General features: G+C 68.3%; 13 protein-coding genes. 6 read left to right on the top strand and 7 right to left on the bottom strand.

What is annotated here, in order from left to right; translation table 11 throughout:
• The first annotated feature begins 117 nt into the window (after positions 1-117).
• The gene (locus tag ACIHIX_RS39635) at positions 118-2,469 is read left to right on the top strand and encodes a helix-turn-helix domain-containing protein (protein ID WP_399965142.1); all 2,352 of its coding nucleotides are present in this window, start codon (positions 118-120) and stop codon (positions 2,467-2,469) included.
• A gap of 25 nt (positions 2,470-2,494) precedes the next feature.
• The gene (locus ACIHIX_RS39630) at positions 2,495-2,677 is read left to right on the top strand and encodes a helicase associated domain-containing protein (protein ID WP_399965140.1); all 183 of its coding nucleotides are present in this window, start codon (positions 2,495-2,497) and stop codon (positions 2,675-2,677) included.
• 44 nt (positions 2,678-2,721) lie between these two features.
• Here the strand turns inward: ACIHIX_RS39630 and fxsT are convergent, their stop codons facing one another.
• From fxsT to ACIHIX_RS39615, 3 genes are all read right to left on the bottom strand, one after another.
• Positions 2,722-4,941: an FxSxx-COOH system tetratricopeptide repeat protein gene (fxsT, locus tag ACIHIX_RS39625; RefSeq protein ID WP_399965137.1), complete on the bottom strand. Its 2,220-nt coding sequence runs from the start codon at positions 4,939-4,941 to the stop codon at positions 2,722-2,724.
• A 361-nt stretch (positions 4,942-5,302) separates the two neighbouring features.
• Positions 5,303-5,785, bottom strand: coding sequence for a hypothetical protein (locus tag ACIHIX_RS39620; protein ID WP_399965135.1), 483 nt, complete (start codon positions 5,783-5,785; stop codon positions 5,303-5,305).
• A gap of 237 nt (positions 5,786-6,022) precedes the next feature.
• Positions 6,023-6,928: a hypothetical protein gene (locus ACIHIX_RS39615; protein WP_399965133.1), complete on the bottom strand. Its 906-nt coding sequence runs from the start codon at positions 6,926-6,928 to the stop codon at positions 6,023-6,025.
• 443 nt (positions 6,929-7,371) lie between these two features.
• Between ACIHIX_RS39615 and ACIHIX_RS39610 the strand changes: the two genes are divergently transcribed.
• Positions 7,372-7,581, top strand: coding sequence for a hypothetical protein (locus ACIHIX_RS39610; RefSeq protein ID WP_399965131.1), 210 nt, complete (start codon positions 7,372-7,374; stop codon positions 7,579-7,581).
• A gap of 120 nt (positions 7,582-7,701) precedes the next feature.
• Here ACIHIX_RS39610 and ACIHIX_RS39605 read toward each other — a convergent pair whose 3' ends face one another.
• From ACIHIX_RS39605 to ACIHIX_RS39595, 3 genes are all read right to left on the bottom strand, one after another.
• Positions 7,702-7,854, bottom strand: a complete 153-nt coding sequence (locus ACIHIX_RS39605) for a hypothetical protein (protein ID WP_399965129.1) — start codon at positions 7,852-7,854, stop codon at positions 7,702-7,704.
• A gap of 235 nt (positions 7,855-8,089) precedes the next feature.
• Positions 8,090-11,614: a DEAD/DEAH box helicase gene (locus tag ACIHIX_RS39600; protein WP_399965127.1), complete on the bottom strand. Its 3,525-nt coding sequence runs from the start codon at positions 11,612-11,614 to the stop codon at positions 8,090-8,092.
• Positions 11,599-12,489, bottom strand: coding sequence for a hypothetical protein (locus ACIHIX_RS39595; RefSeq protein WP_399965126.1), 891 nt, complete (start codon positions 12,487-12,489; stop codon positions 11,599-11,601). Before ACIHIX_RS39595 ends, ACIHIX_RS39600 begins: the two co-directional genes overlap by 16 nt.
• A gap of 362 nt (positions 12,490-12,851) precedes the next feature.
• On the opposite strand from ACIHIX_RS39595, the gene ACIHIX_RS39590 reads away from it, so the two are divergent.
• On the top strand, positions 12,852-13,196 hold the full coding sequence (locus ACIHIX_RS39590) for a hypothetical protein (protein ID WP_399965124.1): 345 nt from the start codon (positions 12,852-12,854) through the stop codon (positions 13,194-13,196).
• Between the two features lie 381 nt (positions 13,197-13,577).
• Here ACIHIX_RS39590 and ACIHIX_RS39585 read toward each other — a convergent pair whose 3' ends face one another.
• Positions 13,578-14,021 carry a hypothetical protein gene (locus tag ACIHIX_RS39585; RefSeq protein WP_399965122.1) on the bottom strand — a complete coding sequence of 148 codons (444 nt, stop codon included), beginning with the start codon at positions 14,019-14,021 and terminating at the stop codon, positions 13,578-13,580.
• 356 nt (positions 14,022-14,377) lie between these two features.
• Between ACIHIX_RS39585 and ACIHIX_RS39580 the strand changes: the two genes are divergently transcribed.
• Together ACIHIX_RS39580 and ACIHIX_RS39575 are read left to right on the top strand one after the other, a co-directional pair.
• Positions 14,378-14,833 carry a hypothetical protein gene (locus ACIHIX_RS39580; RefSeq protein ID WP_399965121.1) on the top strand — a complete coding sequence of 152 codons (456 nt, stop codon included), beginning with the start codon at positions 14,378-14,380 and terminating at the stop codon, positions 14,831-14,833.
• Positions 14,834-15,076: 243 nt separating this feature from the next.
• Positions 15,077-15,481, top strand: a complete 405-nt coding sequence (locus ACIHIX_RS39575; RefSeq protein ID WP_399965119.1) for a hypothetical protein — start codon at positions 15,077-15,079, stop codon at positions 15,479-15,481.
• Positions 15,482-15,551: the final 70 nt, after the last annotated feature.

The raw sequence follows: 15,551 nt of genomic DNA, 5'->3' as shown, positions 1-15,551 counted from the left end.
CGCGCTCACGAAGCTCGGGCGGGTAAGGGGACGGACGTGCCATGGCTCGATCCTCTCAGGGAATCGAGCCTCCATCAGACCCGGAGCGGTTCACACACCACCCCGGGGGACCATCGGATGCACGACGACCGAGACAGGCGTGCGGCACACGCCGAACTGCGCAGACGACTCGATGAAGCACGTGCCCACGCCAACCTGAACCAGACGCAGCTCGCCGCCAGGGCAGCGCTCGGGCGTGGGACGGTGTCCAAGACCCTCTCGCCCCAGGGGGATGTGCCATCAGTGGACACGGTGACCAAGCTGGCCCGTGTGCTGAAGCTGCCAGTGGGGGAATTGCTGGACCTGCGGCGGACCGCGGCTGGAGAGACAGGCGCAGTGACTGCCTATGGGTCGGGGCCCGGCCGCCCCATCGGCCAGTGGGATGCACACGAACTGGAAGTGCATCCCGCCGGGCCCGGCCCAACTGCATCGGACGCCGGTGGGGTGCGGGCGCTTCCCGGGTATGTGAGACGCGCGCACGACACTGTGCTGGCCGACGCGATAGCGGCGGCAACTCAGGGGTTCAGCGGGATCGTGGTCCCGGTGGGGTCCTCGTCGACGGGCAAGACCCGGGCGTGCTGGCAGGCCGTCCAGGAGCTGGCCAAGCACGAGTGGCGGTTGTGGCATCCCTTCGATCCGACCCGGGCTGAGGCCGCGCTGGAGGACTTGCACCGGGTCGGGCCACGAACGGTTGTGTGGCTGAACGAGGCACAGCACTACTTCGGAAACCAGAAGTTCGGCGAGCAGATCGCTGCAGCCGTGCACCGGCTTCTGACCGACAAGGAGCGCGGTCCGGTCCTGGTGCTGGGCACACTGTGGCCCGAGTACGCAAACGCCTACACCGTCCTGCCCGAAGCGGGCGGCGATGATCCGTACAGCCGGGTGCGGGAACTGCTGGCCGGCCACACCCTGAGTGTCCCCGACGCGTTCGACACTGCAGCCCTGGCCACGGCAACGGTCCTTGCCGAAAAGGGGGACGAACTGCTTGCGGATGCCCTCAGTCGAGCGCGGGGCGCCGGCCGGATCACTCAGGACCTTGCTGGGGCTCCTGAACTCCTCAACCGCTACCAGCGCTCCACCGGGCCCGTGAGAGCGCTGCTGGAAGCAGCAATGGACGCCCGCAGGCTCGGCGTCGGTCTCCACCTTCCTCAGGCTTTCCTGACCGACGCTGCCCTCGGCTACCTCAGCCAGGACGACTACGACCAGCTCACCGACGACTGGGCAGAACAGGCTTATGCCCAACTTGCCGAACCGGTCCACGGTAAACAGGCCCCCCTGCGGCGCACCGCTCCCCGGCCCTCATGGAGCCCGCCCGCTCCATCCGCCGATGCCGTTCTATCTGTCCCGCCCTCCAGAGGACCGGTGTTCAGACTCGCCGATTACCTCGAACAGCACGGCCGCACTACCCGCCGGCCTCATTGCCCGCCTGCATCTTTCTGGAGCGCCGCCTACACTCACCTCACCCACCCCGACGACCTCTACAGCCTCGCTGAGGCCGCCGAGATACGGCACCGCCTGCAATGGGCCCACCACCTCCGACACCGCAGCGCCGACCACGGCAGTAGCAGCGCTCTGGCCCATCTGGCCACGGTAGGTGAAGAGGTTGGGGCTCGGGCAGGGGCCGAAAGCCTGGCCCGGCAGGCCGCAGACTACGAAAAGACCGGCGCAGTGGTCCGTCTGGGCACACTACGGGAGAAGGCCGGAGACCGAGCGGGCGCCGAGGTTCTCTACCGGCAGGCCGCCGACAACGGCAGCACCATCGCTCTGGTGCGTCTGGCCATGCTGCGAGCGGAGACCGGAGACCAAGCAGGCGCTGAGAACCTGGCCCAACAAGCCGCCGACCATGGCAGCACCATCGCCCTGTACAGCCTGGCCGTGCTACGAGAGAGAACCGGAGACCAGGCACAGGCTGAGTACTTGGCCCGACAGGCCGCCAACCACGGCAACCCCAGAGCCCTGTACAGCCTGGCCATGCTGCGAGAGGAAGCCGGAGACCAGGCGGGTGCCGAAAACCTGGCCCGACAGGCCACCGAGCATGGCAGCACCATCGCCCTGTACAGCCTGGCCATGGGGCGAGAGAAAGCCGGAGACCGAGCAGGTGCCGAGGTTCTCTACCGGCATGCCGCCGACTACAGCGACGGTATCGCCCTGTACAACCTGGCCATGGGGCGAGAGAGAACCGGAGACCGGGCACAGGCTGAGAGCCTGGCCCGACAAGCCGCCAACCACGGTAACTCCATCGCTCTCTATCACCTGGCCATGGGGCGAGAGAAAGCCGGAGACCGGGCACAGGCTGAGAGCCTGGCCCGACAAGCCGCCAACCACGGCAGCATCAGGGTCCTGTACCGCCGGTCTGGGGAGCAGGACCTCCTCACGAGACTGTGGCCTCATGGTCTGGACCCAGACGGCACACCGACCCCTCCGTGGTAACCATCCCTGCCTGCTCAGGCGGAACATGAGCGCCGCCCGCCAGTTCCACGCCCGCGAGGGGCATCTGCGCGTACCGCGCCAACACCGCGAGAACGTCGACGGCGAGCTGCTCGGACTGGGCTCGTTCATCTCCAACACACGCCGCCGCGCCGACAAACTCAGCCCCGAACAACGCAACGCCCTCACCGACTTGGGAATGCGCTGGTAGACACCAGGGAAGGGAAGCAGGCTGCCACAGAAAGGGTGTCGAGGTCACCCCCCTGAGACCGGACGCTCCGGATCTTCGACTTGCCGCCCTTTGATCCACTCCAGCACCTCAACAGCCTGCCTAGTGTCGGGGTGATCCTCACCCAACACCTCGCGCCGCCGCGCCAGTGTCTCCTCACCCAGCGTCAGCGCCTCCTCCACCCGACCCACATCCGGCAGACGGACGGCCAGGTTCAACGCCGTGCGCAGGGTGTCGGGATGCTCCTCACCCAACACCCGCCCCTGTTGGGCGAACGTCTCCTCACCCAACACCACCGCCTCCTCCACCCGACCCACCGCCGCCAGATAGACGGCCAAGTTGGACGCCGTGCCCAGGGTGTCGGGGTGGTCGTCTCCCAGGATCAGGCGGCGCCGCTCGAGAGTATCCGTCTCCAGGTCGCGCGCCCGCTCGTGGTTCTGGGTGTCGTCGTAAGCACGGGCAAGGTGATTGGCGGTCCGCAGGGTTTCTTGGTGGTCTGGGCCCAGCTGCCGCAACCAGGTGTCGTGCAGCTCTTCCAGGCGGTCCCGGGCGGGGTGGGCCTGGCCGCGGTCCATCAGGTACCAACAGGCCTGGCGTACCACGTCCCGTCCCGCCTCGGTGGCGATCGAGGCTGGGGCGATGGCGAAGAGATGAGGCAGTAGTTGCCGCCAGCCGGGCCACGTCGCGGGCTGTGTGACGTCCCCGGGATGGGCGGAGGAAAGGAGTGTTTCGGCGTCCTGGGCGGCCTGCCGGTGCTGGTCGGTGGTGAGCTGGTCGGCGAGCACGGTCTGGGTCAGCCGGTGCAGCTGCACGCTGCCGTCCTGCACCCGGGCCAGACTGTGCCGGCCGATCGCCTGCAACAACGGGCCAGCCGCAAGAGGAGACCGCAGAGCCTGCGTCAGCGGTGCGGAGGCCTGGTCGGGCAGACGGCCCGCGCAGGCCGTGACGGGAAAGGGCTCAGGGGCCAGCAGCGCCAGCGCCGACAGCAAGATCAGTGCGCCCGGCTGCTCGGCCGCCAGACGGGAGGTGGTCAGACGGATCTGCGCGGCCAGCGACACCGGATACCTGGCCGGGCAGCCCTCCGCCAGCACCGCCGCGCTGTTCGCGGCCAACTCGCTTTTCAGGTCCGCGGCCGACAGGCCGCCATTGAGAAGCGAGCCGGCCTGCGCGAGTGCGAGGGGGAGATCCTCCAGGGTCTGGGCGAGGTCGTCGGCATCCGCCTCGTCCAGGGCGTGGTGGTGCGTGCCCAGCAGGGTGCGGGACTCGGTGCGGGAGAAGACATCCACGCCCAACGGGGTGACCCATGCCTGCCAGTTGGGGTTCCGGGAGGTGATCACCACATGTCCAGTGCCGCCGGGCAGAAAGCGCGAGAGGGCTTCGGGGTCTTCGGCATTGTCGAAGACCAGCAGCCACCGCGACCGGGTCCGCAACTCCTCCATCAGCAGCTCCACGACTTCGGCCGCTGGCGTGCCGGCGGGTGCGGCGCCGATCCGGGCTGCGAGGACGGCGAGCTGGTCGGGAATCAGGGACGGGTCCTCCGCGGCGATCCACCACGCGAGTTCGTACTCGCCCGCGAACCGGTACGCGTACTCGATCGCCAGCTGGGTCTTGCCCACCCCGCCCCGGCCATGCAACGCCCTCACCGCCACCCGACTGTCCGCCGCCAGGGCCTGGCGCAGCTGGACGAGGAGGGTGTCGCGGCCGGTGAAGGACGCGTTGCGAGCCGGTACATTCCACACCCTTGGCAGCATGCCCGGCAGGCGTGGACCGCTGCCGCCCAACTGCCGCAGCGCCCCGCCATCATCGGGGAAGGGCGGCTCGGCATCCGGCCGGGCCGGACCGTTGACCGCTTCCAGCAACACCCGCCGCGCCTCGGGCTGCTCGATGCCGAACAGGTCCCGGGAGATCAACGCGCGCAGGATCGGTGGGGCATCGACGTTGGACACGCGGACGGGGGTGATCTTCTGCCGCATGGCCACCATCGCGGTCCACTCCGGCGTGGTGAACCGCTCGGGTTCGAAGTAGGCCGGGGAGAACAGGGCCAGGAACCGGCCGCGTTCCAGGGCGGCGTTCATCTTCAGCACGAAGTTGTCGCCGGCGCCCCAGTCCCAGCAGTCCAGCTCCACTTGGTAGCCGGCGTCCAGGAGCTGCCAGGCGATCCACTCCGCCCACGCCCGATCCGCACCCGCATGACTGATGAACCACACCCCGCCCGACCCGCCGTCAGACGCCCCCGCGTCAGCCATCCGTGCCCCCGAACCGTGCCGCCGTACACCACCAACCAGCCTAGGAGCAGCGGACCTTGACCGGCACCGCCTTCACCACCATCCGTCCACGGCATCAAATAGGGTCCAGGTGGGTCCGCGTCGCACGCCGTCGGCGCGGGCCCGCTGTGTTGGTCGATCCGGCTTCGCACCGCGCTCCTCCGCGGCGCATGCAGCGTGACGTCAGCCGTCGGTCACTCGTTGAACCGGCTGGTCAACGAAGTGCAGCGCAAGACCCCGGCCGGCTCGTCATGGCAAGGCTAGGGTCTCGTGCCGCCGGACGCGGCGCCGCAACGCACAGCGGTTCATCGGCCGAGCCCGGCGCAGCGGCGCCTCAGCCGCCTCACGTAGCCGGATAGGGCCGCGGGAAGCCCCGCCGGACAAAGTCCTCAGCCGACGCAGCGACGAACTCCAGCGCACCGTGACGCCCGTGGGCCTCCAAGAGCATTACGACCATGCACACCGTCAGCGCATGGACCTGTGCCGCCACCGCAAACTCCTGAAGCCTGCTGGACAGGCCGGTGCCCGCGGCAACTGCCTCGCGCACCGCGGTCGTCATCACGAACTCGCAGTCCACCGGTGCCAGAGCCGAAACCTCATCCAGAACACGCACGGACATCGACGGCTCCCCCAGATCATCGAACAGCATGTCGTGCTCCAGCACCTGCCAGACCAGCAGATGCTCCACCTGCACACTGTCCAGCCCATCCAGACACGCCCCCACACGGACCCGGTCCTGGTCGAGGTAAGCCCGGGTCAGATCCGTGGCCCGCCACATCCCCTCCGCCACAGCCGCCTCATCGCCCGCTGCCCCCATCGCTGCCATACACCCCCTTGTAGCCCACGCTCACCTCAGCAGGAACGGCGCTGTCTCTGGCTTGTCACTTGTCGGGAGGCGTCTCGCTGCTCCTGGGGACGGCGCGGTCTCGGGCTTTGCGAGCCGTCCAGGTGCCGATGGTGATGACGAGGGTGGCGCAGAGGCTGCCAAGGAACTCGGGCAGCGCCTCTAGGAACAGGCCGAACTAGCATCTGGCCGGCTCGTGGCGACGGATCCGGTCAGGCGTCAGTTGAAGGTGAAGTCGGCTGACCGCGTGGTCTTTGAATCACGTCCGGTGGCCCTGACCTCTACCGAACCGCCAGCGCAGTCGACATCGGTATACAGGCGGAGGCTTGCTTTGACCGCGCCGTCGGAGTCGGCCGATACGTCGCGCAGGACGGGACGGTCGTCTTTGGGAAAGGGGACGTTACAGCCGCCTTCGAAGATCTCAAAGCGGACCTGTTCATGCGCGGTGAACCCGGAGGCGTCGAGGGTGACCATCGTGCGCTGCGGACCGGAGGTCCGGCTCAGGTGCAGCAGTTCGTCGTCCGTGGCCGGAGGTCGGCTGCCTGTGGGATCCGGGCCGCGAAGACTGCTGGATTCTGGTGCGGTGCTCGTCGCTGACGGGCCGGGCGTGGCGCCTGATTTTCCTTGGCTTCCGTCCCCGTCGTCCCCCAGACCGGGCAGTGTGATCACACCTGTCACAACGGCCAGCACGAATGCCGCTATCCATAGGATGTGCGCGCGCCTGGCTGCTTTCCCGGGGATGGGGAGCCGGATGGTCATGGGGAACCGAAGGCTCACGCCTTGCCGGTCCACCGTGAGCACGGTCCTTCGCGGGGCCTCCTGACCACTGGCGCCTTCCTGATCATCATCCCCCGGGGATGGCGAAGCCCGCTGTTGGAACGCTTCTCGGAACTCCTCCCAATCCTTCCATCGCGCCCTCCACTGCGCCTTCTCCTCATCACCGAACGACTGGCGGGCGGCCATGAAGCAGGTGTCGACGAAGGCCAGCAGTTGTGTCTCGCTGGTGACCCGTTTGCCCTTGGCGATGCCCAGTGCCGTGTCCTTGCCGATGAACAGGTCGTCGCCACTGACTCCACGCTCAAACTGACGGCCGCTCGGTCCCCCGCCGTCCTTGTACAGCGTCACCAACGCGGTACGGAGGCTGTGTCGTTGCCAGGCCTCATCGACTGGCGTGGCAGGCCCATTCGTTGCCATGTGCACATATCCGATCTACGTACAGTCACTGAGCCACAGCATGCACTAAAACCCCAACTACCCCCACACCAGGGCGGGTCGGGACCAACAGTGATCACCAAGGATAAAAGATGATCAAGCTTCTACCTGCGTCGACACTGTCGGCCGACACACCCCAACACATCTGAGGAAACCGCCGACAAGCCCGACACCCTCACCCGACACCCGCCGACAACACGGCACTGTCGCGCCAAAAGATCCCTTGTCGATATCGACCACCACCTGCGCATCGACAGATGACGTAGTGAGCACCTGCGCCGCACACGCGCCGCAGGGAGCCAGAGCCCAGGCGCCGGGCCCTGGCTGCCCACCGTTGTCTCGCAGAGGAACACCCCATGAACGGCCTGATGCTGCTCGCCCTGATCGTCCTGGGCGTGGTCGCCTACCTCGCCCTCTCCAAGGCGCCCGACACTGACCGGCCCGCCATCGTGCACACGCTGGCCCGCGCGGTCGTCATCCTCGTCCTCGCCTACGTGGCGCTGCGCCTCGTCAACCCCGAGGACATCCCCGCCATCCTCAACGCCGTACTGCGCTACCTGAAGTAGTCCGGGCCGGCGAGACCCTCGCCCACCGCACAGGGCCGAAACAGCGGCGGGTTCGTACCGAATATCAGCGGTACGAACCCGCCGCTTTCCTGCATGCCGAACTAACGGGGCCAGCGCAGGTCAGCCTCGCTTGAGCTGAGTGATCTTCTGCTGCGCGGCCACCACGGCCCGGGCCAGCTCGCTGCGGGCGCTCTCCTGCTTCATCGCCTTCACCAACTGCGTACGGTGATCCAGCAGGGACACCTTCAGCGCTGGGCCGGGAATTCGGGTCAACGGCCGCCAGCGAGTTCCAGGACGCGCGGGTCGCTGGGTCGGCCGTCGCCGCGCTCCACGAGATCGGCCCTGCCGTCGACGCGAAGCGCGCCCGGCAGATCCTGCGCGACCTCGCCGCGGTCGGCATCCTTCAGCGCCTGGACACCGGTCGAGCTGTCTACCGTTCTGCTGACGACCCAGAACAGTAGATCACCGGGAGGTCGAACCCGCCCGGCGTCGGCCAACCCTCGGTGCCCTACAGGCTGGCCGTGGCCGAGGTGGTGACCAGCTGCCCGGCCTCAAGATGGTGGGTGAGGTCGAGACCGCTGTCGATCATGGTGAGGACGGCGTGATGCCGGGCGGCGGGGATGGCGGCGATCTGGTTTCCGTCGCGGTTGACTCTGATGGTCGCCGGCTTCTTGCCTGGGTGGGTCAGGGTGACCGGCCCGTCTCCGGTGCCCGGGCCTATCCGTGCAAGAGGGATGGTCACGGGGCGGCCGCGCAGCAGTTCGTTGAGCGGGTTGGCCGGCTTGCTCACGTAGTCGAGTAGGTCCTCGACCTCGTACGTGTTGGCCTTGTACGCGGTGATCCAGCCGTCGATCTGCTGATCGGCGAGCCAGGTGCGGAGTTCGCCGGAACTGATGCGGGCATCTGCCGCGGCGCGGCCGATCTGGTGGGCCAGGCGGCGGGAGGTGATGCCGGAGGTGAGCAGGGTGATCGCCTGTTCGGTATCGACGCCGTGCCGGATGTGCCAGGCCGTGTGTGCGAAGAGGCGGGGCGTGGTGGGGGTCAACAGAGGGTGGGTATTGACGAGGTTGACCAGCGCGCCGGCTGTCCAGCTGATCGCGTGCTCGAAGGCCTTGCTGATGCTGTGCACGGCCTGCTCCAGCGGCCGGGGATCGGCCGGCAGGCTGTCAGGCATCCAGGTGCGGGCCAGTTCCGGGATGGAGGTGCCAGAGATCCAGTCCCGGATCGCGCCGCTGATCGGCACGTCGGCGGCGAAGCCCCCGTTGGGCCCGTTGGGCGTCCCGGTGAACTTCCAGCACCCGAAGGTCTCGGGCATCACCAGAAGGCTCTCGAAAACGGCTTGCTCGGATAGGAAGCTCAGGGTCTGTTCTAGCGGCCATTCGGGCGGTCCCAAGAAGACACTGATCTCGTCCAGGCTGTCTGCGGGAACCGCCTGGGCGACCAGCTGCTCCGCGAGGCGCTGGGCGATGCTGTCGAGGAAGCGCGCGGATCCGATGCTGGTGCCGGTGCTGGCCCAGCGACGTGCGGAGCCGGGGTCGGTGGCGTCGTAGACCGTGGCCACCTTCTCCGCGAGTGCCATCCAGCGGGCCGGGACCTGCTCGTCGTCGGCCTGTTCCATCGCGAGTAGGGATCGCACCGGGTCCAGCCGGTCGCCGGGGGCGTGGAGGGTCTCGGCATGGGTCTGCAGGACGAGCCACACGAACGCGGCGAAGTCGGCCGCGACAGTCCCCATCACGCCGAACAGGTTGTCGAGGGAGTTCTGCAGCTGCCACTCAGCAAGGGCAAGGGCCCGCAGAGCTTCCTGGCTGAGCAGTTCGGAAGTGACGGTGAGCTGCTCGGTGTCAGGGGTGAGGGTCTCGAACTCCGCTGGTCGGGGCGGGTAGGGGCGGGTGAGGATGACCCACCCCTCGCTCTCACGCCCCGCCCGGCCCGCCCGGCCGATGGCGTTCAACAGCTCCGCAGGACTGAGGCTGCGCTGGTTCCCGCGCGTGTGATCACCCTCGACCGTGTGACTGATGATGACAGTGCGTACCGGAAGGTTGACGCCGTCGGTGAGGGTGGTGGTGCTGGCGATGGCCAGCAGGTCCCCGTCGCGAAGCCCTTGTTCGACGGCGTGGAGGACGTCGTCGGGAAGGTCACCGTGGTGGAAGGCGACGCCGTGGCGGGTGCAGTCGACCAGGGGGTGCTGCTCGCCGAGGGTCTCGGCCAGGAACTCAGTGAGCGCCGCCGCCTGGGGGCGGACATCCAACCGCTCGGCCATGGCGTATGCGGCGTTCCTGGCAATGACTTTGCTGGCGACGACCATCAGGACGCTGCCCGCACGGGTCAGGCCAGCGGCGCCGGCGGCGAACACCTCGTAGTCCGCGATGCCACCGGTCAGTCTGGTGTCCTTGTTCCACTGCCAGGCGTTGGGGGAGGCGTACGCCCTGGTGCCGACGCCGGGGATGGTCCGACCGAAGGTGCCACTGGTGGCGGTCGGCCGGACGTCGAGCTGGGAGGCCACCGGCACAGTGGCCCGGGTGGTGGAGGGGTGGTTCTTACTCGGTCTGCGCGGGGCGCGCTCGGCCCGGCCCTTGAGCAGCCGCGGGTACATGAGGCCGTGCAGACGCCGGGGGCCGCGCCAGTCGTCGGTGAAATAGATCTCCTCCGCCGGCCGCGTCGGGTCCAGCCACGAAGCCAGGGCAGCCCGGTTACCGACGGCGGCGGACAGCAGCACCAGCCGGACGTCGGGGCGGGTTCGCAGGAGAGCGAGCAGGCTCTCCAGCACGAAGCCGCGCCGTCCTTGCGTGAGGTGGTGGGCCTCGTCGACGACGATGAGGCTGACGTCATCCAGCGCGCCGCCTGGATTGTTGCGGATCATGTGCATGAGCCGTTCCGGGGTCACAACGTCCACGTCCCCGACGAGGGACCCGCTGCCGTCGGCGAGCGGGAAGTCCGGCTGCTCGGCGACCAGTTTGCGTTCCATCAGCCGCAGTCGGCCGCGCAGCGCGGCTCGCATCTCCCGGCCGAGGCTGCGCATCGGCGACACGTAGACCACGCGCCCGGGCTTCTGCGCCAGATGGGAGCAGATGACCAGCTGAGCCATCAGCGTCTTGCCTGCGCTGGTGGGCACGCTGATCAGGCTCCGGCCGGTGCCGGGGTCGACCGGGTTGCCCCGCTCCAGTTTCAGCAACTGGCGCTGCGGGCGCCACAGGGTCATCACCGGCGGGTGGGACACCGCGAAGGTCCGGGCAACCGCATCCGGCGTCCCCTCCGGGAGCAGCGTGTACAGACTGCTGGCGGCCATCTCGCCGCTCAGACCGAGAAGGTGAGCCGCAACCCACCGGGCGGTCGGGTCACCGCGGCCGGCGCGCCCGTCCAGCACGCTGCCCAGCAGGTCCTGCGCATCGTGTAGACGGTCCAGATCGCCGAACGAGAGGAACAGGCGCAGGAGGTGGACCGCTTCGACGACGGCTTCGGCCGGTCCGTACATGGTGCCCGCCAGCGGTTCGTCGTTCATCAGCGTGCGCAGCTCAGCGAACTGGCGGCGCCAGGCGGACAGGGCCCGGTTCAGGTCGGGCCGGTCGAATGCCAGGAACACGACGCCGGCCTCCAGGGCCAGGGTGTCGAGGTGTGCCGGAAGCGAGGAGGTGAAGTTCACCAGGTTCTTGACCTGGCGGTAGACGGCGGTAGCGTTGGGCTCTTGCTCGCACCTGCGGTACCCGGCCTGGGCGGCGAAGGCGATCCTCAGCCGCTCGGTGGGCGAGTGTCGCTCGTCGGCCAGGGCCAGGTCCATCACGTGCGCGCTGACCGCGAGAGCCTGCCGGATCCGCATCGGGTCGAACCCGGGTGTCTCGGGCTCGACCGCGGCCAATCCGTGCAGGAGCCACGCCGTCGCCAACACGTCGTCCGGGATCTCCTGGTCCCTGCCGAAGGCGGCGATCTCCAGTTGGGTGATGGCCGCCAGCAGTTCCTGCGCCGAGGGCAGGACCCCGCCGGAACGGTACTCGCCGAGGGCGGTCGCGAGTACAGCCGGATCTAGAGTGCGGTCCACACGTACTCCCTCACCTCATGGGCGAAGCCCTCGAGGTTGTCGATCGCCACCACCAGGCCCTGCAGCGCGCCGGGGTGCTTGTGGGTGGTGAAGTGCTCGTGCGCGAGATGGAAGGCCTTCGTCGGGATCGCCGTGGTGTTCAGCGCGACGCTAACGCCGCCGCCAGCCGACTCTTCCTCATCGACCCACTGCTCGGCCAGACTGCCCACGAACTCCCGGGTGTCGTCGGCGAGCAGCTTGTCGCCCCAGGAGAGCATCCCCAGGTAGGTCGCCCCCTCGGTGCTGAGCTGCGTCCAACCCTTGTGGATCGCCCCATCCGGACGGTTCGCCTCCCCGGTGTACTTCTTCATCTCCCACAGACGAAAGGAGAAGCCGCGGGCCGTTCCCCCTTCCCGGTAGACGATGAGTCCGTCGCCGCCTCCGTCGTTGACAGCGGCCTTCGGCGGTCCGAGGATCTCCACGGCGCGCGTTGGATCCTCGGGCAGGTCGCGGATCAGGAGGTACCAGAGCCACTCGCCCACGTACCCGGCTAGCCCGTGGTTGTGCTTCTTCTTCGCGGCTGCCGCTTCGAAGACGGGCTCCGCGAAGGCCTTCACCAGGACGTGATCCTTCCCGGTCAGCTTCACCCCGTTCAAGGTGGCCTCGCGCCACTTTCCGTACGGCCGTGGACGCCCGCCGGTACGCTCCCGCATGATTTCATCGGCGATGATCCACGCGGCGGCCGCCCGGTCCTCGGGGCTGCCGCTGAGGGTCATGACGAGTTCCCAACGGCACGGCTGGTCTTCTCCTCGGGGCTCCCGTCGTACCAGGTCGGCCACCCGCCCACCGACGGCCGTCGCACGGGCCAGCGCCTGCGCGGGCGAAACGTCCGCCACCCGAACCCCCTGCTCGTCCCAGACCACCCACGCCGTACCGCTTGGGTGCAGGAGGCCGAGGCGGCCCTCGGCACGGTCACCCTATCGAGCGGTCCGCGCCGGTCCTGGAGGACAGTCGGCAGCTGTCGTCAGCCAGCACCTCTCGATCGACGGCACTCGATTCAGGCTGCTCTCCCGCATGATGCGCTCCACCGTCTCCTCCAAGGTGCTGTCCGCGCCGACACGGTCGCGGGCGGCCTGACCTCGTGCCGGGGTCAGCGCTTGGCGGTTGCCGCAGCCCGCGCCGGTTGTACTGCGACAGGTTGAGCAGGGACCCTGGCGGGAAGCCCGATGTCTGTGTCATCGGCGGGAGGGACGAGAAAGTGACCGCAGGCAAGCAGCGCATCGGTTGGTCCGGCAAGGTGTGGAGCGCGTGGGCTTCGCTGCGTGGCCGGAACTGCTGGTACGTGGTGTTCTGGCCGGAAGGCGAACCGTACGACGACGAGCGGGCTGTCGTCCTACGTCGCACCCAGTACCGGTGGCAGGCAATCCACTGGCTGCGTCACTTCGGCAGAGGACTGCGCACACCCCTCATGGTCACACCGCACGACAACGACCCACAGTACGCATCCCGCCAGCCTCTCTACCCATACGCCCACAATCCTCTCGGGATGGACGAGAAGGCCGTCGGACCGATGCTCGGCACGCCCGACACCCGAGAGTCCTGAGCCTCTTTGGTCTGCAGCTGGCTGCTGCTTCCCCGGGGTGATGACAACCTGCTGAGCCCCCTACCGCCGGGAACTGCGGCCGGACTCCGGCGAGACGATGGCGCGCGACGAGCACGGCCTGCTCCGACGTCTCCTGGTCCGCCTCGCGAAACGAGTGATCTACAGACGGGCACATCGAGCAAGGACGAGCGACGCCCAGCGCGGTGCCGTAGGACAGGCCAGATACGGTCTCCAAGAACAGCAACTGGTCGCGACGTGCGCCGGCCGCTCACGTGCCGGCCGGACCCGTCGCAGCCCGGATCCGGGCTGCGCACGGCCGCACGGAGGAGATCGGGTGACGGAGCTGATGCGGGAACTCTCCATGGCGTGCCATCAGCCCGCTCACCAGATGGCCGGCTGCTCCTCGGCCGGCTGGTAGGCCGGACCGCGGAATGCCGGTGGCACCGTCGCGGGACGGGGCGCGTGATCGTGCCGGTGCACAGGGCCGGGACGTCCATGGGCATGATGGCTGTGCGCGGCGACGTATCCGCCGTGCTCGTCCCGCCCGTACACGCCGTTCGCGAAGAGACCGGCGGCCCGCTCACGCAGAGCGGAGAAACTGGCCGGGACGTCCTCCAGGAACGGGAACCCGACCGGGCACTGCTCCAGCCACGCATGGCAGATCACCATCAGGATGTCGGCGCACGGCCCGGTGACCTCCTCATGGACCACGGCATACAGCGACGCGATCAGATCGAAGACGGTGTCATCGTCCTCCACACGCATCCGTGCGGTGGGCGGGTACATCCGGCCCTGGATCACGGCCGGCTTGTCCCGGAACACCATGGGTTTCGGCACCACCCCGTGCGCGTTGCACTCATGAACAACCGCGGACTTCGACTTCCTGTTGGCCACGCCCGCCCAACTGAGCTCCCGGCGCCCGGGAAACGGCACCGTCGTCCCGGTTCACTCCAACAGCACGGCGGTGTACACCATCCGCACCGGGCCTGAGCCGCAACTGCAGCTCACCGCTTCGTTCCGCCGTTGCCGTGCCACGATCACGCGCGGAGCCCGAGTCCGGGTACACGAATCCGCCGCCGGTGTCTGCTGTAGGGCATGTCGCACGCCGCGGCCGCTCGCACCGGCAAGAAGCCGGGCACCATGGCGCTCCCCTCCCTCGGTAGCGCAGGTTGGAGCCTGTTGTGGCTGTCCCGAAGTTCCGCATCTCCTGCTGCAAGTGCAGCAGGCCCATTCCGCTCGCGCAGGACATTTACGCCCTGGACCGCGAGTGGCAGCGCCGGTTCCCGTCCATGACCGGCATCCTCGCCTGCCCGAGATGCGCTCTGGAAACGGCGTGGTCATGCGAGAAGCCGAGCGGGCGGGAATACGTGGACGGCCACATCCCTGCCCTCGGCAAGCCCCGCATGCAAGACTTCGACGCGTGGAGCCATCTCCGTGGCAAGGGCGCCCATAATGCGATGGCCCTGATGCACCCGCGGTCCGCGCTCCTCCAGGCAGCCGAGCCCTATCTACGGCATGTCGCACAGGGCAAAGATGTGCGCTCTGTCATCGTCGTCGAGGTTCGTGCCGTGCTCAGGGAGTGGGACGCCGCTGACGCGAAGCCCGACCGGGTCTCCTGGCTGGCGGCCGCGGCATAGGCCCGGCAGCTCGGGTCTCAGCGATCGACGGACAGCGCACGGTCCCGCCCTGTCCCGCGCATGATGGGCTCCGCCGTCTCGTGTCAACCGGTCATGGAGCCTCGTGTCCGAAGCCTTCGCGCTCTCGCTGCTTGGGGGGTCGGCCGGGCGAACCGGTACGAGGTCGTCGCGTGGTCGAGAGCACGTTGCTCGGACAGCGGAGCGTTGCGTGACCTACTGACCGATGGCGGGTTGATAGGGGTCGTGGACAAGACCCTGAGCGACGCAATCGATGTTGCCATCCGGCTGCGCCGGGCCCAGGGCGCCTACGGCGTGACGGCTGACAACCAGGAGGTAGGACTGGACGAACTCAACAGCGCGTTCGACGCGTACGAGGCCTTCGCCGAAGAGTTGAGAGAAGGAGGGCACTCAATCGACATGGGCTTGGCGCAGGCCGTGGCCATCGAGGTGACGACAGGGAAGCAGAACAGCTACATCCAGCGGGACGCGGAGGGGAACCCTGTCGCGTTGGTGGAGCCACGGAACCTGTCAGACAAGCAACTCGCGCGAGCACGAGAACTTCTCGACGACCCCCGCCAGACGATCACCAGCGTCGCGAAGGATCTCGGCGGCTCGCCCTCCCCCACATACGGGTCGGGCATCCGGTAGCGGGGCCTCGGTCCGGCCGCACGAGCCCACGAGGACATGCTGTCGTCTTCGGTCGCGGCGCGCGGGTCGT

The organism is Streptomyces sp. NPDC051913 (genome assembly GCF_044593635.1).
GTDB lineage: Bacteria > Actinomycetota > Actinomycetes > Streptomycetales > Streptomycetaceae > Streptomyces.
The sequence above is the reverse complement of the archived record's forward strand: the minus strand, read 5'-3'. Positions and strand labels throughout refer to the sequence as shown.